Annotated in this window: 18 protein-coding genes; 16 read left to right on the top strand and 2 right to left on the bottom strand. The window is 51.9% G+C overall.

The window, feature by feature from the left end; genetic code table 11:
• Nucleotides 1-65: 65 nt before the first annotated feature.
• The 14 genes from ACIHKT_RS07295 to ACIHKT_RS07230 all read left to right on the top strand — a co-directional run bounded on the left by ACIHKT_RS07295 (nt 66) and on the right by ACIHKT_RS07230 (nt 17,810).
• A complete protein-coding gene (locus ACIHKT_RS07295; RefSeq protein WP_086036282.1) occupies nt 66-2,048 on the top strand; it encodes a DHH family phosphoesterase in 1,983 nt (660 codons plus the stop codon).
• Between the two features lie 14 nt (nt 2,049-2,062).
• Complete coding sequence (gene rplI, locus ACIHKT_RS07290; protein WP_086036280.1) at nt 2,063-2,509, top strand: 50S ribosomal protein L9; 447 nt, start codon at nt 2,063-2,065, stop codon at nt 2,507-2,509.
• A 139-nt stretch (nt 2,510-2,648) separates the two neighbouring features.
• Nucleotides 2,649-4,025 (top strand): replicative DNA helicase, encoded by a 1,377-nt coding sequence (gene dnaB, locus ACIHKT_RS07285; protein WP_086036279.1) that lies wholly within the window; start codon nt 2,649-2,651, stop codon nt 4,023-4,025.
• 24 nt (nt 4,026-4,049) lie between these two features.
• Nucleotides 4,050-5,432, top strand: a complete 1,383-nt coding sequence (gene tilS / locus ACIHKT_RS07280) for a tRNA lysidine(34) synthetase TilS (protein WP_086036277.1) — start codon at nt 4,050-4,052, stop codon at nt 5,430-5,432.
• Nucleotides 5,422-5,961 (top strand): hypoxanthine phosphoribosyltransferase, encoded by a 540-nt coding sequence (gene hpt / locus ACIHKT_RS07275; protein ID WP_086036879.1) that lies wholly within the window; start codon nt 5,422-5,424, stop codon nt 5,959-5,961. Before tilS ends, hpt begins: the two co-directional genes overlap by 11 nt.
• 14 nt (nt 5,962-5,975) lie before the next feature.
• Nucleotides 5,976-7,880 carry an ATP-dependent zinc metalloprotease FtsH gene (ftsH, locus tag ACIHKT_RS07270; RefSeq protein ID WP_086036275.1) on the top strand — a complete coding sequence of 635 codons (1,905 nt, stop codon included), beginning with the start codon at nt 5,976-5,978 and terminating at the stop codon, nt 7,878-7,880.
• A 110-nt stretch (nt 7,881-7,990) separates the two neighbouring features.
• The gene (locus ACIHKT_RS07265) at nt 7,991-9,970 is read left to right on the top strand and encodes a type IIA DNA topoisomerase subunit B (protein WP_086036274.1); all 1,980 of its coding nucleotides are present in this window, start codon (nt 7,991-7,993) and stop codon (nt 9,968-9,970) included.
• A 32-nt stretch (nt 9,971-10,002) separates the two neighbouring features.
• Nucleotides 10,003-12,246 carry a DNA topoisomerase (ATP-hydrolyzing) subunit A gene (locus ACIHKT_RS07260; protein WP_086036273.1) on the top strand — a complete coding sequence of 748 codons (2,244 nt, stop codon included), beginning with the start codon at nt 10,003-10,005 and terminating at the stop codon, nt 12,244-12,246.
• Between the two features lie 310 nt (nt 12,247-12,556).
• Nucleotides 12,557-13,396: an amino acid ABC transporter substrate-binding protein gene (locus ACIHKT_RS07255; protein WP_174192872.1), complete on the top strand. Its 840-nt coding sequence runs from the start codon at nt 12,557-12,559 to the stop codon at nt 13,394-13,396.
• A gap of 36 nt (nt 13,397-13,432) precedes the next feature.
• Nucleotides 13,433-14,083, top strand: coding sequence for an amino acid ABC transporter permease (locus ACIHKT_RS07250; RefSeq protein ID WP_086036271.1), 651 nt, complete (start codon nt 13,433-13,435; stop codon nt 14,081-14,083).
• Between the two features lie 17 nt (nt 14,084-14,100).
• Nucleotides 14,101-14,868: an amino acid ABC transporter ATP-binding protein gene (locus ACIHKT_RS07245; RefSeq protein ID WP_086036269.1), complete on the top strand. Its 768-nt coding sequence runs from the start codon at nt 14,101-14,103 to the stop codon at nt 14,866-14,868.
• A gap of 165 nt (nt 14,869-15,033) precedes the next feature.
• Nucleotides 15,034-15,285, top strand: coding sequence for a preprotein translocase subunit SecG (gene secG, locus ACIHKT_RS07240; RefSeq protein WP_086036268.1), 252 nt, complete (start codon nt 15,034-15,036; stop codon nt 15,283-15,285).
• 88 nt (nt 15,286-15,373) lie between these two features.
• A complete protein-coding gene (gene rnr / locus ACIHKT_RS07235) occupies nt 15,374-17,515 on the top strand; it encodes a ribonuclease R (RefSeq protein ID WP_086036266.1) in 2,142 nt (713 codons plus the stop codon).
• 64 nt (nt 17,516-17,579) lie between these two features.
• Nucleotides 17,580-17,810, top strand: a complete 231-nt coding sequence (locus ACIHKT_RS07230) for a pro-sigmaK processing inhibitor BofA family protein (RefSeq protein ID WP_236849725.1) — start codon at nt 17,580-17,582, stop codon at nt 17,808-17,810.
• An 86-nt stretch (nt 17,811-17,896) separates the two neighbouring features.
• On the opposite strand, the gene ACIHKT_RS07225 is transcribed toward ACIHKT_RS07230, so the two are convergent.
• Together ACIHKT_RS07225 and ACIHKT_RS07220 are read right to left on the bottom strand one after the other, a co-directional pair.
• The gene (locus ACIHKT_RS07225) at nt 17,897-18,475 is read right to left on the bottom strand and encodes a DUF4364 family protein (RefSeq protein WP_086036265.1); all 579 of its coding nucleotides are present in this window, start codon (nt 18,473-18,475) and stop codon (nt 17,897-17,899) included.
• A gap of 85 nt (nt 18,476-18,560) precedes the next feature.
• Nucleotides 18,561-18,944 carry a helix-turn-helix domain-containing protein gene (locus ACIHKT_RS07220; RefSeq protein WP_404352218.1) on the bottom strand — a complete coding sequence of 128 codons (384 nt, stop codon included), beginning with the start codon at nt 18,942-18,944 and terminating at the stop codon, nt 18,561-18,563.
• 273 nt (nt 18,945-19,217) lie between these two features.
• On the opposite strand from ACIHKT_RS07220, the gene ACIHKT_RS07215 reads away from it, so the two are divergent.
• Entirely contained in the window at nt 19,218-19,706 is a 489-nt protein-coding gene (locus tag ACIHKT_RS07215) for a hypothetical protein (RefSeq protein ID WP_086036261.1), read from the top strand.
• Between the two features lie 65 nt (nt 19,707-19,771).
• Nucleotides 19,772-21,058, top strand: coding sequence for an O-acetylhomoserine aminocarboxypropyltransferase/cysteine synthase family protein (locus ACIHKT_RS07210; protein WP_086036259.1), 1,287 nt, complete (start codon nt 19,772-19,774; stop codon nt 21,056-21,058).
• Nucleotides 21,059-21,072 lie beyond the last annotated feature (14 nt).

The following is a 21,072-nucleotide window of genomic DNA, read 5'->3' as shown; positions in this document are numbered from 1 at the left end:
AGCCGCAGCCCTGCGGCAGAAATGGGGCGGGCGTTCCTCTGCCTGCCAGAAGAGGGAGATCAGCTGTGAAAAAGAAAATCTGGGCTGCCTCACCGGTCTTTTTTGTCTTGTCCGGCGCTATGCTGGTGATGGCTTTCCTTTCTCTGCGGTATAGCCATACTGTCTTTGTTATAGAACTGTGCATTTCCGGAGTGTCCGTTGCAGTGACGGCTTTGTCAGTGCTGAAATTTAAAAATTATGTTGCGGTGTCTATTGCTGCGGCCAAACAGGTGCTGACGGCCGAGGACGAACAGGCAATGGAGACGTTTACCATGCCGGTTGTCCTGGTGGGGCAGGCCGGGGATATCATCTGGGTAAATCAGGCATTTTTAAAAAAGGTTTCTTCCCAGCATGAGGTGCGCGGCGAGAATATCGACCGCATCATCTATCCGAATGCGCTGAGCCAGATCACCGCGGCTTCCGGCACAAATGTCACGGTGGACAGCCGCCAGTATTCGGTCTTTGGCACGCAGGTTAAAAATGAAAGTATCCTTTATTTTGTAGACGATACGTACTACAAAGAAGTAAACCGTGAATATACGGAAAGCCGCCCGGTCGTTTGTCTGGCTTTGTTTGACAACCGGGAAGAGCTGGCGCGTGACTCTGCCAGCAGCGAGGACAGCCGCATTGCCGCGGATGTGGAAGATGTGCTGTTCCGCTGGGCACAGTCCATGGGCGGCTTTTCCAAGCGCTTGTCCGGTGGGCGCTACCTGATTATGACAGATGAGCGCCATGTGCGGGAGGCGCTGGACCACCGCTTTGCGATACTGGATAAGGTGCGCGAGATTAAGACCAGCGACAACCGCAGTGCCACCATTTCCATGGGTGTTGCGCGGGGGGCTGCCTCCCTGCAGGAAGCGGAGGAGTGGTCCCGCAAGGCACTGGATATGGCACTGGGACGCGGCGGTGACCAGGTAGCCCTGAAGCAGAAAGATGAGTCCTATGAATTTTTCGGCGGTCTGTCCAAAGGCGTGGAAAAGCACGATAAGGTGCGGACGCGTGTCATCGCGGCGACGCTGTCTGACCATATCCGTCAAAGCGACTGTGTCCTGATTATGGGGCACAAGTTCGGCGATTTGGACTGTGTGGGTGCCGCGGTCGGCATGTGGAGTGCCGCAACCAATGCCCTGCACCGTCAGGCAAGGGTTGTATTGGACCGCAGTCAGTGCATGGCACGATCTTTGGTGGACCATATTGAGCAGGCGGGCGAGACGAATATCTTTGTTTCACCGGAAGAGGCACTACCCATGCTGACTTCTCACTCACTGCTGGTGGTGGTGGACACCCATAATCCGGATGTAGTGGAAAGTCCGGAACTGCTGGAAAAAGCACAGCGCGTGGTGGTAATTGACCACCACCGCATGATGGTAAAGCATATTGAAAATGCGCTGGTCTTCTATCATGAGCCGTACGCAAGTTCGGCGTCGGAGCTGGTAGCGGAACTGGTGCAGTACATAGGGGATACCGCTTTGTCCCGCACAGATGCCGAGGCCCTGTTGGCGGGCATTATGCTGGATACCAAAAACTTCGTCATGAAAACCGGCGTGCGTACCTTTGAGGCGGCCGCTTATTTACGGCGCCGCGGTGCGGATACCGTGGTGGTGAAGAGCCTTTTTGCCGATAATATTGAAGTATATAAAGCAAAATACAGGATTGTTTCCAGTGCGCAGATTCATAACGGCTGTGCCATTGCTTATGTAGAAAAAGAGTTTCCGGACATTCGCCTAAGCTGTGCGCAGGCTGCCGATGAACTATTGTCGATTCAGGGCGTAAAGGCTTCCTTTGTTATTTTTCCGTCCGGCGGCACTGTGAATGTTTCTGCACGCAGCTTGGGGGATGTGAACGTACAGCTGATTATGGAGCAGATGGGCGGCGGCGGCCACCTGTCGATGGCGGGTGCACAGGTTACCGGCATGACTGTACAGCAGGTATGTGAAAAACTGCTGGAGGAGCTGGCAACCGGCATAGGACAGCCGCAGATAAAGGACAGCGCCGGAACAGCTAATTAGAAGGGGGATATTCGATGAAAGTCGTATTATTGCAGGACGTAAGGTCATTGGGGAAAAAGGGAGAGCTTGTCAATGCAAGCGACGGCTATGCACGCAACTACCTTCTGCCGCGCAGCCTTGCAAAAGAGGCAAACGCACAGGCAATGAATGAGCTGAAAAATGCGGAAGCCTCCCGCGCCTATAAAACAAAGATGGAGATAGCCGCCGCAAAGGCAGCTGCAGCCAAACTGGAGGGCAAAAGCGTCAATATGACAGCAAAGGCCGGCAAGGGCGGCAAACTGTTCGGTTCTGTTACACCGCGGGAAATTGCTGCGGCCATTCGGCAGCAGTTCGGCGTACAGGTCGACAAACGCAAAATCACGCTGGATATGGAAATCAAAGCATTCGGTACGTTCCATTGTGATGTAAAACTGTACAATGGCATCTCCGCTAAAGTATCCATTGTGGTAACGGAAGCCTGACAGGCCATTGCAGAACGAATGCTTCCAATAAACGATAGAATATAGGCAACCCCCGCCGGCGCAGAACAGTACGCTGCAGGGTTGCTTTTCTGTACAGTGGAAAAAGGCAGATAAAAAACAGGAAGGGGGAAAGCGGATTATGGCAAATAATACAACCGCATCTTATACCGGCAGCACACAGCCGTTTGACCGGGAAGCCGAACAGGCTGTGCTGGGCGCTGTTTTGCTGGATTCCTCCTGTTTGGATACTGTGATGGAGATTCTGCCCAGTCCGGACTATTTCTCGCAGAGCAGCAATGCTGACATTTACGATGCCATGCTGTCACTTTCCAACGAGGGCCGGCCGGTGGACTATGTCACGCTGCTGGATTATCTGCGCCGGGAACCCGGTTTTGAGGAGAATGACGGCAAAGGCTATCTGCTGGAACTGGCACAGATTGTTCCTTCTATCTCCAATGTGGAAACATACGCGCATATTGTACGAGATAAGTATGAACTTCGCATACTGATTCAGACCGCGCGTTCTATCCTGGAGGAGGCCGCCGCCGGAACAGAGGACTCTTCTGTCCTGCTGGACTCTGCCGAGCAGAAAATTTATGATATCCGCCGCGGCCAAAATATGCAGGGCCTGCAGCGCATCAATCAAACACTGATTGAAACATTTGACCGTTTAGACCTCATTACTTCACCGGAAGGCGAGCAGTATCGGGGCATTCCCACCGGCATTAGGGCGTTGGACGATACCATTACCGGACTGAACCGCACGGACCTTATTCTGTTGGCCGCCCGCCCCGGCATGGGCAAAACCAGTTTTGCGCTGAATATTACCCGGCACGCCGCGGTTACCTGCCACAAACGGGTTGCCTTTTTCTCACTGGAAATGACACGGGAACAGCTGGCCTCCCGTATGCTTTCCACCGAGGCACAGGTCAGCGGTGTCAAGCTGCGCAGCGGCAAGCTGGACGATGACGAATGGCCGCGGCTGATTGAAGCGGGCGATGTTTTAAGCCATACGGAGATTTACTTTGACGACAATTCCGCCATCACTGTACCCGAAATGAAGGCAAAGCTGCGCCGACTGAAAGATGTGGATTTAGTCGTTATTGACTACCTGCAGCTGATGTCTTCCGGCGGTCGTATTGACAATCGTGTACAGGAAATTTCCGCTATCACACGAAACCTGAAAATTATGGCCAAGGAGCTGAATGTACCGGTCCTGTGCCTGTCCCAGCTGTCCCGTGAAAGCGAGAAACGCACAACGCATAAGCCCATGCTAAGTGATCTGCGTGATTCCGGCTCTATTGAACAGGATGCTGATATTGTCCTGTTCCTGTATCGGGAAGGGTACTACGCCAACAGCGGCGATACACCGGCACCTACACCTGACGAAGACCAAAACAGCGGTGAGTGTATTGTGGCTAAAAACCGCCACGGCGAAACACGCAGTGTGCCGCTGCACTGGCAGGGTGAGTTTATGCGCTTTACTTCACAGGAACTGGTTCGGCAGGAACCTTAACACGGACCGAAAGGAGAGAGCTGTATGGCAGCCAAAGAAACAATGACCGCAAAGGTAATGCGTACGCTGCGGCAGTACCAAATGCTTCCCCCGAAAACGGCGGTGTTGGTGGGGGTTTCCGGCGGCGCGGATTCTACGGCGCTGCTGCATTGGCTGGCCCTCCATGCACAGCAGCTGGATATTTCAGTTGCGGCAGCCCATGTGAACCACGAGCTGCGCGGGGCGGAAGCTGACAGCGACGAGGCGTTCGTGCGTGACCTTTGTGCCAAGCTTGGCATTCCACTGCATATACTGCACGCAGATGTACGGGGAGAAGCGCAAAAAACAGGAGAAGGACTCGAAGAATGCGGCCGTCGCCTGCGGTACGCATTTTTTTATAAAATCTGCAGACAATATGCAGGCTCGCGCATCGCCACCGCTCACACACTTTCGGACAATGCGGAAACCATGCTGTTGAATCTGGCACGCGGTGCCGGTGCAAAGGGGCTGGCGGGTATTCCGCCGGTACGTGAAAATGTAGTGCGTCCGCTGATTTCCGTTACGCGTGCGGAAACCGAACAGTACTGTCGGGAACATGGCTTGCTGTATCATACGGACCGCACCAATGCGGACGTACGATATATGCGCAACTGGGTACGGCTGAAGATTGTACCGCAGTTTCACCGCATTGACCCCAACTTTGAGGAAGCTGCCGGCCGAGCGGCCTGTGCCCTGCGGGAAGATGACGAATGCCTGCGCGAACTGGCACAACAGGCACTGCGGACGGCGGAATGTCTGGGCGGTTGGCGTGCTGGCGTGCTGGCGCAGCAGCCGGCAGCTGTACGGATGCGGGCACTGTATTCGGCGGCCCGTAGTGCCGGAACCGGCAGGCTTTCCCGTCAGCATCTGCAAATGCTGGACCATCTGCTGGCCAAGGGCGGCGGCTGTACCCTGCCCGGCGGCTGTTCTGCGCGGGTGGAACGGGGAATTTTGCTGTTTCCGGAGCCGGCGGAGGGCTATGCGGTGCCGCTGCAGATGCCGCAGACATCCTTGCCGAATGGGCGGATTTTGTGTATACAGACCATTCCAAAAGAGAAAATTCCGAAAGAAATACGCAAATGTGTCTTTTCTAATTGTCTTGATTATGATACAATAACTTCTGATACCATGGTTCGGTCCCGCCGTGCGGGCGATTCCTTTTCACCGGCAGGGCGGGGTGTGACCAAGTCCCTGAAAAAACTGCTGAATGAAAAAAAGATTCCGCCTTCGCTGCGGCAGGGACTTGTTATTCTGTCGAATGGTCAGAATATTCTTTGGATAGAGGGCTGTGGCCCCAGTGAACAGGCAAAGGTGACTCCCCGCACCCGGTGTGCAGCGGTTGTTACAATAAAGGAGTGCATAGGAAATGGAAAATCAGATGCTCGGTGATATTCAGGAAGTATTGTTTAGTGAAAAACAGCTTGCCGATATTGTGGAACGCGTGGGCGAGCAAATCAGCGAGGACTACCAAGGCAAAAAGCTGCTGTTGGCCAGCGTCCTGAAAGGTTCCGTTGTCTTTATGGCGGACCTGATGCGTGCCATTAAAATTCCCTGTGAAGTGGACTTCATGTCCGTTTCCAGCTATGGCAACGGCACCAAAACTTCCGGTATTGTCAAGATTACCAAGGACCTTGACATCAACCTGGAAGGGTATGACCTGCTGGTCGTGGAGGATATCCTTGACAGCGGCGTTACGCTGAACTACATACTGCACATGATGCAGGCTCGTAACCCCAACAGCATCCGCCTGTGTACCCTATTTGACAAACCGGAACGCCGTACGGTGCCGGTGAAGGCAGACTATGTGGGTGCAGAGGTACCGGATGCGTTCATTGTTGGTTATGGCCTTGATTACGCACAGAAATACCGCAATCTTCCCTTTGTAGGGGTCCTGAAACCGGAAGTATACGGCGGATAAGGAGGAATGCAGGGTTGGAAAACAAGAAATCGCTGCGCAACCTGATACTGGTTATTGCCATACCGGTGATGCTGCTTATCCTCTTGGCAGCGCTGTTCGGCGGTATGGAAACGCCGCCTAAAACTTACACGTTTTCCGATGTTATAGGATTTTTTGCAGACCAAAAAGTAACGGAGTATTCACTGGACTTCGGTACCGGAGAAATGAGCATTAAAGTGAATGGCACGGACAGTCCAGTTTCCTTTATGGCGCCGGATTCCCAGTATATGCAGGAGCGTTTGGACCCATATGTGGAGCAGTACAACAAAAAGCACCCGACTGCCCGCATGGTCCAAAAGCTGCAGCGTCCCAAAGAAAACAACTGGCTGCTTTCTTTCCTGCCGTTTGCTATAGCCGTTGCCATTATGTTGCTGTTTACCTACCTGATGATGCGCAAGGTCAACACCGGTTTGGGCGATGCTGGAAAACAGATGAACTTTGGCAAGGCCAAAGTAAAAAAGCTGGAAGATGAAAAGCGCAAGACCACCTTTGCCGATGTGGCCGGCGCAGATGAGGAAAAGGCAGAGCTGCAGGAAATTGTGGAGTTCCTAAAGAATCCACAGAAGTACAATGCCCTCGGCGCGCGTATTCCCAAAGGCGTGCTGCTGGTGGGCCCTCCCGGTACCGGTAAAACACTGCTGGCACGCGCTGTAGCCGGTGAAGCCGGCGTGCCGTTCTTCTCTATTTCCGGTTCCGACTTTGTGGAAATGTTTGTCGGTGTGGGCGCTTCCCGTGTGCGTGACCTGTTCGACCAGGCAAAGAAAAACAGCCCCTGCATTGTCTTTATTGATGAAATTGATGCAGTAGGCCGTCAGCGCGGCGCCGGATTGGGCGGCGGACACGATGAACGGGAACAGACACTGAACCAGCTGCTGGTGGAAATGGACGGTTTCGGTGCCAATGAGGGCGTCATTATGATTGCTGCCACCAATCGTCCGGATATTCTGGACCCGGCTTTGATGCGTCCCGGCCGTTTTGACCGGCAGATTATGGTTGGTTATCCGGATATTAAGGGCAGAGAGGACATCCTGCACGTACACGCGCGCGGAAAGCCCCTTTCACCGGACGTGGACCTGAAAGTGATTGCAGGTTCCACCGCTGGTTTTACCGGTGCTGACTTGGAAAACCTGCTGAACGAGGCCGCTTTGTTGGCGGCCCGCAGAAACCTGAAGGCAATTACCATGCAGGAGATAGAAGAGGCGACCATTAAAGTGGTCGTGGGCACCGAAAAGAAGAGCCATGTGATGAGTGACCGTGAAAAGACACTGACGGCCTACCACGAAGGCGGCCATGCGGTTGTTACCTATTACTGCCCCACACAGGACCCGGTGCATCAAATCAGCATCATTCCGCGCGGCATGGCGGGCGGTTTTACCATGCAGGTACCGACCGAGGATCGTTCCTACCGCTCCAAAAAAGAGATGGAAGAGGATTTGGTCGTTATGATGGGCGGCCGTGTGGCAGAGTCCCTGACAATGGGGGATATCTCGACCGGCGCCAGCAATGATATTGAACGTGCAACGAAAGTTGCCCGGTCTATGGTCACAAAGTACGGAATGTCTGCTGTTTTGGGCCCCATTACCTATGGCCGTGATGACAGTGAACCGTTCCTTGGCCGTGATATGGGACACATCCGCGACTATTCTGAACAGACAGCCGCGGCGATTGATAAAGAAATTAAGAATATTATGACGACGGCTTATGACCGCACCGAATCTATTTTGCGGGAGCATATGAACCAGCTGCATGAAGTGGCGCGGTACTTGTTCCTGCACGAAAAGATGGACGGCAAACACTTCCGTCTGCTGATGGAAGGGAAAATCGATGGCGAGGGCAACGAACTGCCCGGCAGCCGCCCGCAGCCGCTGCCGCAGAACTGAAATGCGGCAAAACTGAACAAGTCAGCAAAATCAGGGGGGTGCAGTCATTCCCCTGATTCTTGTTTTCACGGTTTTCTTTGTTATAAACAGTTTTTACAGGAGAGAATTGAATGCCAAAAAAAAATCAAAGCTATGGAAACGAAAGCATCTCCATGCTGAAAGGCGCCGACCGGGTGCGCCTGCGTCCAGCCGTTATCTTTGGTTCGGACGGAATAGAGGGGTGCGAACACTCCGTCTTTGAAATTTTGTCAAACTCCATTGACGAAGCGCGCGAAGGCTATGGCCATGAAATTACAGTGACACGCTACAGTGACTGGTCCGTACAGGTGGAGGACCATGGCCGCGGCTGCCCGGTGGACTACAATCCGCGGGAAAAACGCTACAACTGGGAATTGGTTTTCTGCGAAATGTACGCCGGCGGCAAATACCACAATGGTGAAGATGCCAGCTATGAGTACAGCCTGGGACTAAACGGCCTTGGTTTGTGTGCAACGCAGTATGCCGCCGAGTACATGGACGTGGAAATACACACCGGCGAAACCAAATACACTCTGCACTTTCAGCACGGTGAAAATGTCGGCGGCCTGAAAAAAGAGCCCAGCACTGCGCCCAGCGGTACGAAAATCCATTGGAAACCGGACCTGCAGGTTTTTACCGATATTCGTATTCCGGTGGAATACTACGAGGATACCCTGCGCCGGCAGGCAATTGTCAACAATGGCCTGAAATTCGTCCTGAAAAACCAAAATGGGAAAAAGTTTGACACACAGGAGTTTCTGTATGAAAATGGTATCGCTGACCATGTGAAAGAAATGGCCGGCGATGATGCGCTGACCAGTGTGCAGTCATGGCAGGCGGAGCGAACCGTCCGTGACCGTGCCGATAAGCCGGAATATCATGTTAAAGTCAACGTGGCACTGGCTTTTTCCAACAAAACGCATCTAACGGAGTATTACCATAACTCCAGCTGGCTGGAACATGGCGGTGCGCCGGATAAGGCTGCCCGCAACGCCTTTGTGTACCAGATTGATTCCTATTTAAAGCAAAATAATAAATACAATAAGAACGAGAGCAAAATTACCTATGCGGATGTGGAGGACTGCCTGATTCTGGTTATCTCCTCTTTCAGTAACCGCACTTCCTATGAAAACCAGACCAAAAAAGCCATTACCAATAAGGGCATACAGGAAGCGATGACGGAAATGCTTCGTCATCAGCTGGAAGTTTATTTTATTGAAAATCCGCTGGACGCCGATAAGATTGCCGCACAGGTGCTGATAAATAAGCGCAGCCGAGAGGATGCCGAAAAAACACGCCTGAACCTAAAGAAAAAGCTGACCAGCAACATGGATATTACCAGCCGTGTTGCAAAGTTTGTGGACTGCCGCAGCAAGGACGTTTCCCGCCGGGAAATCTTTATCGTGGAAGGCGATTCCGCTTTGGGCGCATGCAAACAGGCACGTGACCCTGACTTCCAGGCGATTATGCCGATTCGCGGCAAGATTCTAAACTGCCTGAAAGCAGACTACAACCGTATTTTTAAAAGCGACATCATCACGGACCTTGTCAAGGTGCTGGGCTGCGGGGTGCAGGTCAAAAGCAAGGCCAATAAGGATCTTAGCTCTTTTGATATGGACAACCTGCGCTGGAATAAAATTATCCTCTGTACTGATGCCGATGTGGACGGCTTTCAGATACGCACCCTGCTGCTGACCATGCTGTACCGCCTGACGCCGGAGCTGATTCGGCAGGGAAAGGTGTTCATTGCTGAGTCGCCGCTGTATGAGATTCACTGTAAAAATGAAACTTACTTTGCCTATGATGAAGTAGAAAAAGAGCGCTTTTTAAAGCAGCTGAAAGGCCAGAAGCTGACCATTCAGCGCAGCAAAGGATTGGGCGAAAACGAACCGGACATGATGAACCTGACAACCATGAACCCCGTGACACGCCGGCTGATTAAAGTGATGCCGTCAGATGCCACCGCGACAGGCAAGACGTTTGACCTGCTGCTGGGGGACAACCTGTCCGGACGCAAGCAGTATATTTCAGAACATGGCCGCGAATATGTAGAGGAACTGGACGTCAGCTGAGAAAGACCATATCGTGAAAGACAGGGAAGTTTATGCCAAGAAAAAAGAATGAAAAACGCCGGGCGCCGGTGCCAAAAGCACACGGCGTAATTATCGGTGCGGGCAGTGTTGTGGAACAGCCCATTGTCTCCACCCTGCAGAAAAACTATATGCCCTATGCAGTCAGTGTTATCATCAGCCGCGCCATTCCGCAGATAGATGGCTTTAAACCGAGTCACCGCAAGCTGCTGTATACCATGTATAAAATGGGACTGCTGACTGGTGCCCGTACCAAAAGCGCCAATATTGTCGGCCAGACAATGCGGCTCAACCCGCACGGTGACGCGGCTATTTATGATACCTTGGTGCGGCTGTCCCGCGGCAATGAATCGCTGCTGCACCCTTATGTGGACAGCAAGGGCAACTTCGGTAAAGCCTACAGCCGGGATATGGCATATGCCGCCTCCCGTTATACAGAAGCGAAGCTGGACCCCATCTGCAGCGAACTTTTTCGGGACATTGATAAAAATACGGTCGATTTTGTCGACAACTACGACGGCACCATGCAGGAGCCAACACTGCTGCCCGCCACTTTTCCCAGCGTTTTGGTCAATGCCAATACCGGCATTGCGGTCGGCATGGCCAGCAGTGTGTGTTCCTTTAACCTGCGGGAAGTTTGTGAAACGGCCGCGGCGCGTATCATGCACCCGAAGCATGACCTGCTGAAAACACTGCAGGCGCCGGATTTCCCCGGCGGCGGACAGATTTTGTACGATGAAGAGCAGATGCGGAAAATTTACCGCACCGGCCGCGGAAGCATTCGTGTGCGCAGCCGTTATGCGTATGATGCCGCAGAGAACTGCATTGATATTACCCAAATTCCGCCGACCACGACCGTAGAGGCCATTGTAGAGAAAGTAATTGAACTGGTCAAGCAGGGCCGGGCCAAAGAAGTGGCGGATATCCGCGACGAAACCGGACTTGCCGGCCTTAAAATTACCATTGACCTAAAGCGCGGGGCGGACCCGCACAAGCTGATGGCGAAGCTGTTCCGGCTGACTCCGCTAGAGGACAGCTTTTCCTGCAACTTTAACATTTTGGTGAACGGTGTGCCGCGCCTGATGGGTGTCGGCGAGATTTTGGATGAGTGGACAAAGTTCCGTATCGATTGTGTGCGCCGCCGTACGGAATTTGACCTGCAGAAAAAAATGGACAAGCTGCATTTGCTGAAAGGCTTGGAAGCCATTTTGCTGGATATTGACAAAGCTGTGGCAATTATCCGCAAAACAGATGAAGAAAGTGAAGTCGTGCCGAACCTGATGAAAGGTTTTGGCATTGATGAAATACAGGCGGAATATGTAGCGGAAATTAAGCTGCGTCACCTGAACCGAGAGTACATTCTAAACCGCACACAGGAAACCTCTAAGCTGCAGGGGGAGATTGCAGAACTCAATGCAGTGCTGGACGACCCAAAAAAGATTAAGCAGATTATTGTAAACGAGCTGAAAACCGTCACAAAAACCTATGGACAGCCGCGGCACAGTATCCTCCTGTACCATGACGACCTTGCAGAGAAGGAAGAAGAACTCGACGAAATTCCGGATTATCCGGTGCACCTTTTCTTTACCAAAGATGGATATTTCAAAAAAATCACACCGCAGTCACTGCGAATGAGCGGCGAGCAAAAGGTGAAGGAGGGGGACAGTGTTACCTGCCATATTGAGGCGACAAACCGGAGTGAGCTGCTCTTCTTTACGGATAAATGTCAGGTATATAAAGCAACTGCCAGCGACTTTGGGGACACCAAAGCAAGCGTGCTGGGAGAGTATATTCCGGCTCAGCTGCAAATGGACGAGGGAGAGAATGTGCTTTTCATGGCGGTTACCAAGGATTACAGCGGTTTCCTGCTTTTCTGCTTTGAAAACGGCAAAGTTGCCAAGGTAGACCTTTCAGCCTATCAAACCAAAACGAAACGCCGGAAGCTGGTGAATGCTTACAGCGACAAGTCTCCGCTGGCAGCACTTCTGATTCTGCCGGAAGATACCGATGTGCTGTTCACTTCTACACAGGAGCGTAAACTGCTGGTGAACACCGGTGAAATTCCGGCAAAGGCAACGCGTTCCACACAGGGCGTGCAGGTTATGACACTGCGAAAGCACGCGCTGCTAAAATCCGTTAAAGTTTATGAAGAAGGCGACGTACAGAGGCCCTCCCGATACCGCAAGAAGCTGCCGGCAATCGGCGCACTGCCCGATGCACGGGAAATGCAGGGGGAACAGCTGAAACTGACCGAATAAAAAACGCCCCGGGCTGCAGCGCCGGGGCGTGTGCTTCCCAGTGTGCAAACGCGAAACATGGGGGCACGATTGATAGTTTGTGCGGTATTCTTATAGTTATGCTTCTATTACATCCATCAGCCGCATCTTTTGTTTCCAAAAAGAGGAGTGCTCTGCAGTCTGACTCAAAGACTGCGGGGCACTTTTTGTTTTACCATTCGATTTATGGGGAGAAAAGAAAAAGAAATCCTTTACAGGTTTAATTTAGTATGATAATATGATGATACGATGAAACTGACGGAGAAAGCACTTTGAATTTGGAGGATATTTTATGAAAACGTTCAGAAAGCTGGCATCACTGTTCCTGGCGGGAATTATGGCGGTTTCCTTTGCGGCGTGCGGTGGGACAGGTTCCTCTTCCGCTGCCAGTGCGGCAAGTGCCTCGGCGGCGGACAGTACGGCTTCGGCAGCTGACAATACCTTTACGGTTGGATTTGACCAGAACTTTCCGCCCATGGGGTTTAAGGGCAGTGACGGTAAGTTTACAGGATTTGACCTGGATCTTGCGGCGGAGGCCGCCAAGCGCATGGGAATGGCCATAAAGTACCAGCCAATTTCGTGGGACGCGAAGGACGCGGAGCTGACCAGTGGAACGATTGACTGTATTTGGAACGGCTTTACCATCAGCGGACGTGAAAACAATTATACATGGTCCAAACCTTATATGGAAAACGACCAGGTCTTTGTTGTAAAGGCCGATTCCGCGGTGAAGTCCCTTGCTGACCTCAAAGGAAAAACAGTGGAAGTGCAGACGGACTCCGCGGCACAGGCGGCTTTGAAAGAAAAGACAAATATCAGCTCCGCGTTTGCCAATGTGCAGACCACCGCAGACTACAATACGGCGCTGATGGATTTGGACATGGGTGCCGTTGATGCCGTTGCCATGGACAGTACCGTTGCCGACTATAAGATTACATCCGGTAAACTGAAACTGAAAATTCTCGGCGAATCCATTCAGAAAGAACAGTATGGCATTGGATTTAAAAAAGGCAATACGGCACTTTGCGCAAAGGTTTCCAAGGCAATGGATGAAATGAAGAAGGACGGAACCCTCACAAAAATTTCTAAAAAGTGGTTTGGCAAGGACGTTACCACATGGGGCAAGGCCTGAAACGGACGGCCCATTATCGGTTAAGGAGAGAATGTTATGTCGTTCAGTTCTATTGTATTGCAGCTTGCCCAAGGTATGGGTGTCAGCGTAGAGATCTTTTTCATTACGTTGGTGTTTTCCCTGCCGCTTGGTCTTCTTATCGCCCTTGGAAGAATGAGCAAAAATAAAATTGTTTCTGCAATTATGAGCGTTTATATTTCCATTATGCGCGGTACACCGCTGATGCTGCAGATGATGGTCGTTTATTTCGGGCCGTATTATCTGTTTGGCATACATATTTCCGGTTCGTACCGAATGTCGGCGGCACTGATTGCATTTATCATCAACTATGCGGCTTATTTTGCGGAAATTTACCGTTCAGGCATTCAATCCATGTCACAGGGCCAGTATGAGGCGGCAAAACTCCTTGGCTACTCCAGACAGCAGACATTTTCCATAATTATCCTGCCGCAGGTCTTTAAGTGCATTATTCCCGCGCTTAGCAATGAAGTGATTACCCTGGTAAAGGATACGTCCCTTGCCTTTACCATCAGTGTGGTTGAGATGTTTACGACCGCGAAAGCACTTGCCAGTGCAACAGCCAGCATGATGCCGTTTGCGGCGGCAGGCCTGTTCTACTACATCTTTAATTTCCTGGTTGCGTGGGTTATGGACATTATCGAAAAGAAACTGGCTTATTACAAGTAAGGGAGGAAAAATGGGCTATGGCACTGCTCGAAATGAACCATATACAAAAATCCTTTGAGGGGCTGAGTGTCCTGAAGGATATCTCTCTTTCGGTCGACAAAGGCGAGGTCTTTTCGATTATCGGGCCATCCGGTTCCGGTAAAACAACGCTTCTGCGGTGTGCCACCATGCTGGAAACCATTGACGGCGGTGAGATTCTCTATCATGGACAGCGGGCGACATGGACCGAAAACGGGAAAGTCGTTTATGCGCCGAAAAACGAACGAAAACAGATTTCCTCCATGTTTGGGCTCGTATTTCAGAACTACAATCTTTTTCCGCATATGACAGTCCTTAAAAATATTACAGATGCACCGGTGCGTGTACAAAAACGGGAAAAAGAGGAAGCCAAAGCAACGGCAATGGAACTGCTGCGGAAGGTAGGTATGGAGGACAAGGCAGGTGCTTATCCCTGTCAGTTGTCTGGCGGGCAGCAGCAGCGGGTCGCGATTGCGCGCGCGCTGGCACTGCATCCCAGTATTCTTTTCTTTGACGAACCCACCTCGGCCTTGGACCCGGAGCTGACAGCAGAAGTCCTGAAGGTTATCAAATCTTTGGCGGACCTGCATATTGCCATGGTGATTGTGACCCATGAAATGTCTTTTGCAAAAGATATTAGTGACCGCATTCTCTTTATGGCGGGCGGCGTGATTGTGGAACAGGGCACACCCGATGAAGTTTTTTCTTCCAACAACGAGCGTACCCGCAGTTTCCTCGGCCGGTACGGAACACTGGCCGAAAATTAGCAATATTGTGGTGTATTGTAACTTTTCAGCTGCATATGATAATGACTGTAAAAAAGCTTGCATTCCGCGTATATTCGTGTTAGAATAGAAGAAGTTTATTAAGGGAAGAAGGGCGCTTTCTATCAGTGCACCGGTTTCCCGCAGTTGTTTCGGAGGTTACAGTCCATGACAGTTTCTGAGATTGTTTTGGGTATTATTTTGCTTCTTGCTTCGCTGGCCATCATTGTGGTCGTTTTGCTGCAGGAAGGACACGAGAAAGACTTGGGTGTTGTCACCGGCGGTGCAGATACCTTTTTGAGTCAGAACAGTGCCCGCTCTATCGACAGTTTCCTTGCGCGGTGGACAAAGGTTATTTCACTTGCGTTTTTTGTCTTAGTCATTGCAACCAATGTATATATGTATATGACAAATAAGTAAGAGATGGATAAAGCCCCGCAAGGCAGCGGGGCTTTTTTACGTCAGAATCTGTCCGCGTCAGCGGTCATATGGCAGATGGAGGTTTCCTATGGTCGAAGATATTAAAAAAGGAATATTGGAGGCTCTGCAGAGTGCGGGGGAGGACCTGTCTTCCCGTTTTCTCATGCGGAAACTCGGTATCCCGGAAAAATACAGCACTACTTTTTATACCGCACTGAATCAGCTGCGCCGCGAAAAAAAGATCAGCGTGAACAGCCGCCATATTGTTCGTCTTCATGGTGACCCTACCCAGCGGATTCCGGCAACCATCGTTTCGCTGTCCCGCAGCTTTGCGTTTGCCCGGCCGGACGACGGCGGTGACGATATGTTCCTGCATGGCGAAGATTTGCACGATGCCTTTTTGGGTGACTCGGTTGTTTTAGGCAATGTCCGTCAAAGCCCCAAAGGCTCCAGCTGTGAAGTGCTGGAAATTACCCAGCGTGCCGGCAATACCGTGAACGGCACGATTGTGCGCAGCCCATATGGTGTGGAGCTGCACCCGGATGCGGCTATCCGCTTTGATATTCCCATTGCCGACTTTGCACACTGCGGCGCCGAGGTAGGGGACAAGGTGCAGGCGGACATCAGCCGCCTGCCGCACTCCTCTCGCTTTTCCGCGAAGGTCGTGAAAAATTACGGCCATGCCGACTGCGCCAAGATCTGTGCAGATGCCATTTTGGACGCCAACAGCGTGAAGGTTCCGTTTTCACCGGAGGCTCTTGCAGAAGCAGAAGCCATTGGTTCCCGTCCCATTACCGAAGCGGATATGCAGGGACGTGCGGACTATCGGGGCTGGCCTATCTGCAGCATTGACAGCGCCAGCGCCAAAGATTTGGACGATGCCATCAGCATTGTGCGTACACCTCAGGGGTACCAGCTGGGTGTTCATATCGCGGACGTTTCCTATTATGTGCGCCCCGGCACAGCACTGGACGAGGAAGCACGCAAACGCGCCACTTCCGTTTACCTGCCAGACCGTGTTGTCCCCATGCTGCCGGAAGCTATCAGCAACGGTGTGTGTTCCTTGAATGCCGGCACGGACAAGCTGACATTCTCGGCTGTTATGGACTTTGACAAGGCCGGTAAAATGACGCATTATGAATTCCATAAATCCATCATTAACAGTAAAGTCCGCGGCGTATATGACGAAGTCAATCAGATTTTTGATGGCACCGCTGGACAGGATCTGCTGGACAAATATGCACCGGTGCTGGACAGCCTGGCCGCCGGACGGGAGCTGGCTGGTATCCTGAAAGCCAATGCCCGTGCCAACGGCAACTTTGATATTGACAGTTCTGAGTCGGAATTTATACTGGACGAAAAAGGACACTGTATTGATGTTTTGCCGCGGCACACCGGCCCTTCCGAGCAGATGATTGAACAGCTGATGATTGCCGCGAATCAGGCGGCCGCTAAGCTGGGCCGTGAGCAGCAGCTTCCGTTTGTTTACCGTGTGCATGAAAATCCGGACCCGGACCGTGTGGATGCGCTGAAAGATTTGCTGGTGACCATTGGCTTGAATCCGGTGTGCCTGTCACATCCGGCAGACGTAACGGCCAAGGACTTTGCGCAGGTTATGGCACAGGCAGCCGGTACGCCGCGGGAAAAGGTGGTTTCACACCAGCTGCTGCGCACGATGGCCAAGGCCCGCTATGATACCAAACCGCTGGGGCATTTCGGGTTGGCTTTGCAGGACTACTGCCACTTTACTTCTCCTATCCGCCGCTATCCGGATACTTCTATTCATCGCATCATGGGTGCCTACCTTGCCGGTGAAGATAAGGCGAAGATTAAAAAGGAATACACGGATTTCGCGCAGGAATCCGCTAAACATTCCAGCGAGCGTGAAATCTGCGCCATGAACTCTGAACGCAGTGCGGACGACTGCTTTGCGGCAGAATATATGGCTCAGCATTTGGGCGAGGAGTACGACGGCATTATCAGCGGTGTGACCATGCGCGGCGTATTTGTGGAACTGTCCAACAGCGTAGAGGGCTTTGTGCCGGTTGCGGACTTTACCGACAAACATTTTGAGTTTGACGGCCGTCTTTCTCAGGTGGACGAGGCTACCCGTGAACGTCTGACCATCGGTGACCCGCTGCGGGTTGTCAATGTGGCCGCGGACGTTTCCAGCGGACGCATCGACTTTACACCGGCCGGCTATCATTTGGTTGAAGATAAAAAAGCATAATCTGTCCCTCATCCCCATATTCTGTAAGCAGGGGGTGAGGGACATTCTGTTTGCAGGGATTCTTTTGGCAGCTTTTTTGTTCTGTGCAGCGATGCTGGCCGCCGGACACAGTCCGCACCCCTTCGCAGGGGCCGCGGGCAGTGTCATAGCGGGACTGGCGGCGCTGTTAGTGGTCAATCTGGCGGGTGGGCTGACCGGCGTTACGCTGCCGGTCAGTCCGCTGGTTGTGGGTGCTTCCGCATTCCTGGGTATTCCGGGAGTCACCACACTGCTTCTGTTGAACCTGTTTTTTTGATAGCAGGCAAAAATAAGGTGTGAAAAAGGTACGGCTGACGTTTGCCTTGTCAGCTGTACCTTTTTATTTTGCAAAGAGTTTGTCTGTCAGTGCCAGTCCTTAACCAGTGTCGCCGCAGCGTCATGGTCATCAATCAGCAGGGCCAGCAGCATTTGATATACCCGCTCCGGCGATGCCTGAAAGTTGTTCTGAATGAGTTCTGCCTGCCGCTTTTCCGGTACCGCCAAAGTAAAGGACATCAGGTCCCCTTTGCCGCCGGAAATGTGACAGTATACCTGATAGCCCTGTCCGCATTTCGTAATTTCAACAGCGTTTTCACGTTTGCGGCGCGCCTGTGCAAGCAAACTGACGGCGGCCTTCACGGCCTTATCCCGTACGGAAATAGGCAGTGCCGTGTCCAGCTGGCAGGCAATCTCATGTGCCTGTGCGCTGGCAATATAGCAGCCGTCCTGCAACAGCAGGTTGCCGTTTTCGGTCAGTTCCTGCAGGGCATCGGTTACTTCAAAGTAGTTTGCAAGGCCCATGCCCTGCACGCACTGCAGAATATCATCCCTGGAAAGAGGCGCGTTGACACTGGAAAGTAGGTAGCACAGCAGGATTCGGATTTCTTCTCTGGTGCGCAGACCACCGGGTTCTACGCCTGCGGTAAAAGCGTCATAAGCCATACCGGCCACACCTCCATTTGTTTCATTCTAACACAAATATCGGCGACTGTGCAACTGAACCGGGTATTCTTTCTGAAAAAGACGGCTAAGAATTCTTTGTGCGCAGCAGCTCCATAATTTTTCCCCGGGTTTCCTGATTGGCCAGCCGGTACATGGCAATCAGCTGTCGTTCCTCTGGACAGAGGTCGTAGATGTGGGATTTATTATGGTCAAGGTCGGCAAATACGCCTGGAGCAGAGTCGGAAAACTGCGGCGGCGCTTCTTCATTGCCAAACAAATCAGACAGCGACACATGGTAAACGTCGGCGAGCTTTTTCAGGGTGGAAAGCGGCGGTGTGCTGCGGCTGGTTTCATAGTAGGCATAGGTGGAACGGTCAATTTGCAGGATAGAACTGATGTCCTGCTGGGTATATCCCCATTTTGCCCGCAGAGTGCACAGACGTTTGCCCAGGCTTGTGCGCAGGTCCATTTTCCAGTTCCCCCTTTCTATTAGTGTATACTGATTGTAGAATAAAAATGGTTGGGATTCATGATTTTGTGAACAGATATCACATAATAAAAAATTTATACAGGGAGGAAATAAGAGAAATTTGTTTCCATAAACTGACTTATTTCCCTCGGTGGAAAAATTTCGCTTATTGGTGTCGGGCCCCTGTGTTTTATGCTTGTGAAGCAGTAAAAATCATGGTATGATAAATCCATCCATTCTTTTGGTCATTACATCGGGAAAGGAGAAAAAGCAATGCTGTATTGTCCGAAATGTCAGGTTCTATGTGAAGATCAGTGCCCGCTTTGCGGCAGCCGGTATCTTCTGGACCCGCAGGAGGAGGACCCTGTGCGTCTGGCAACGGCGGAGAATCCGCAGGCCGGTCAGCTGGAACAGCTGCTGCAGGCGCGGAGCATTCCCTATGAAAAGCGCGCGGCGCTTTCTGCCGGAACACAGCAGGCCTTTAATTTTTATGTGCCTTTCTGCCGGAGCGAAGAGGGAAAACAGGCGGCTGCCGTTGTTTTTCCCAGTACGCCGACGGTGTCCACACCGGATGCAGAACAAAAGGACAAGGCTGACAAACCGCGGACTTACCGTGTAAAGGGCGAGGAGTTTGAAGTCATGCCGCGCAAAAAGCGGATATTTTGGCGGGCTTTTTCCGTTGTCCTGTTTCTGCTTCTCATTTTTATAGTCGTTTTTGTCACCGACCAGGCGGCCGGTTGGGTAAAAGGCCTGTTTTCCTAATACAGCCGAATAGGCCGTTTTTCTTTTGCCACAGTATCTTTTTAAAATAGCAAGGAGTGTATACAATGGGACCGAATTATCAGCCGGATACGCTGTGTATCCATGCAGGCTATTCCCCAAAGAACGGAGAACCGCGCGTTGTGCCAATCGTGCAGAGCACGACTTTCCGCTACACCACCGCTGAGGCGATGGGACGCCTTTTTAATCTAGAAGACAGCGGACATTTTTATACCCGTATCTCCAACCCAACAACAGAAGCAGTGGAAAAAAAGATAGCGGAACTGGAGGGCGGCGTTGGCTGTGTGGCAACCTCCTCCGGTATGGCGGCCATTTTCCTTTCGGTACTGAATATCTGCAAGGCCGGTGACCATGTGGTCAGTTCCAGTGCGGTTTACGGCGGTGCCTTTAATCTGTTTAATAAGACGATGCGTGATATGGGGATTGATTTTACCTTTGTTCCGCCGGATGTCACAGAAGAACAGCTGGAGGCTGCTATGCAGTCCAACACTCGTGCAGTTTATTGTGAAACGCTTTCCAACCCGTCGCTGGTCGTTACGGATTTGGAGCTATTTGCAAAGGTAGCACACGCACATGGTGTGCCGCTGATTGTGGACAACACCTTCCCAACGCCTATTAACTGCCGCCCGTTTACCTTTGGCGCGGATATTGTGGTTCATTCCACGACAAAATATATGGACGGTCATGCCGTGCAGATGGGCGGAGCCATTGTGGACAGTGGAAAATTTGACTGGACAAACGGCAAATTCCCCATGCTGACAGAACCGGATGAGTCTTACCATGGATTGATATACACCAAGGCATTCGGAAAAGCGGCGTACATTACAAAGGCCCGCACCCATCTGCTGCGGGATATTGGCTGTCAGCCCGCACCGGAAAATTCGTTCCTTTTGAACCTTGGGCTGGAAACACTGGCACTGCGTATGGAGCGTCACTGCTCCAACGCTCAGAAGATTGCCGAGTTCCTGGACCAGGATGACCGTATCAGCTGGGTGAACTATCCGGGACTAAAGGACAGCCCGTACCATACGCTGGCACAGAAATATCTGCCGCATGGCAGCTGCGGCGTTATTTCGTTTGGCGTAAAGGGCGGCAGAGCTGCTGCTACAAAATTTATGGAGTCTCTGCAGCTGGCCTCTATGGTGGTGCATGTGGCAGACCTGCGCACCTGTGTGCTACATCCGGCCAGCACCACACACCGTCAGCTGACAGATGAGCAGCTGGCAGAAAACGGAATCAGCCCGGATATGATTCGTATGTCTGTTGGTATTGAAAATGTGCAGGATATTCTTGCGGATATCCAGCAGGCACTGGAAAAGGTGCAGCAGAAATAATCCCGCGGCGGGAA

Source organism: Caproicibacterium sp. XB2 (assembly GCF_044880635.1).
Lineage (GTDB): Bacteria > Bacillota > Clostridia > Oscillospirales > Acutalibacteraceae > Caproicibacterium > Caproicibacterium lactatifermentans.
Note: the sequence above shows the minus strand (reverse complement) of the source record. Positions and strands in the feature narration are given on the sequence as shown.

What these genes read in the sequence shown, in the direction of transcription:
- ACIHKT_RS07220 (WP_404352218.1), bottom strand. Translation starts at nt 18,944, where the DNA reads ATGGACCTGCGCACAAGCCTGGGCAAACGTCTGTGCACTCTGCGGGCA.
- hpt (WP_086036879.1), top strand. Translation starts at nt 5,422, where the DNA reads ATGCTCGGTGATATTCAGGAAGTATTGTTTAGTGAAAAACAGCTTGCC.
- dnaB (WP_086036279.1), top strand. Translation starts at nt 2,649, where the DNA reads ATGGCAAATAATACAACCGCATCTTATACCGGCAGCACACAGCCGTTT.
- ACIHKT_RS07245 (WP_086036269.1), top strand. Translation starts at nt 14,101, where the DNA reads ATGGCACTGCTCGAAATGAACCATATACAAAAATCCTTTGAGGGGCTG.
- ACIHKT_RS07265 (WP_086036274.1), top strand. Translation starts at nt 7,991, where the DNA reads ATGCCAAAAAAAAATCAAAGCTATGGAAACGAAAGCATCTCCATGCTG.
- secG (WP_086036268.1), top strand. Translation starts at nt 15,034, where the DNA reads ATGACAGTTTCTGAGATTGTTTTGGGTATTATTTTGCTTCTTGCTTCG.
- ACIHKT_RS07215 (WP_086036261.1), top strand. Translation starts at nt 19,218, where the DNA reads ATGCTGTATTGTCCGAAATGTCAGGTTCTATGTGAAGATCAGTGCCCG.
- ACIHKT_RS07225 (WP_086036265.1), bottom strand. Translation starts at nt 18,475, where the DNA reads ATGGCTTATGACGCTTTTACCGCAGGCGTAGAACCCGGTGGTCTGCGC.
- ACIHKT_RS07260 (WP_086036273.1), top strand. Translation starts at nt 10,003, where the DNA reads ATGCCAAGAAAAAAGAATGAAAAACGCCGGGCGCCGGTGCCAAAAGCA.
- rplI (WP_086036280.1), top strand. Translation starts at nt 2,063, where the DNA reads ATGAAAGTCGTATTATTGCAGGACGTAAGGTCATTGGGGAAAAAGGGA.
- ACIHKT_RS07210 (WP_086036259.1), top strand. Translation starts at nt 19,772, where the DNA reads ATGGGACCGAATTATCAGCCGGATACGCTGTGTATCCATGCAGGCTAT.
- ACIHKT_RS07250 (WP_086036271.1), top strand. Translation starts at nt 13,433, where the DNA reads ATGTCGTTCAGTTCTATTGTATTGCAGCTTGCCCAAGGTATGGGTGTC.
- tilS (WP_086036277.1), top strand. Translation starts at nt 4,050, where the DNA reads ATGGCAGCCAAAGAAACAATGACCGCAAAGGTAATGCGTACGCTGCGG.
- ACIHKT_RS07255 (WP_174192872.1), top strand. Translation starts at nt 12,557, where the DNA reads ATGAAAACGTTCAGAAAGCTGGCATCACTGTTCCTGGCGGGAATTATG.
- rnr (WP_086036266.1), top strand. Translation starts at nt 15,374, where the DNA reads ATGGTCGAAGATATTAAAAAAGGAATATTGGAGGCTCTGCAGAGTGCG.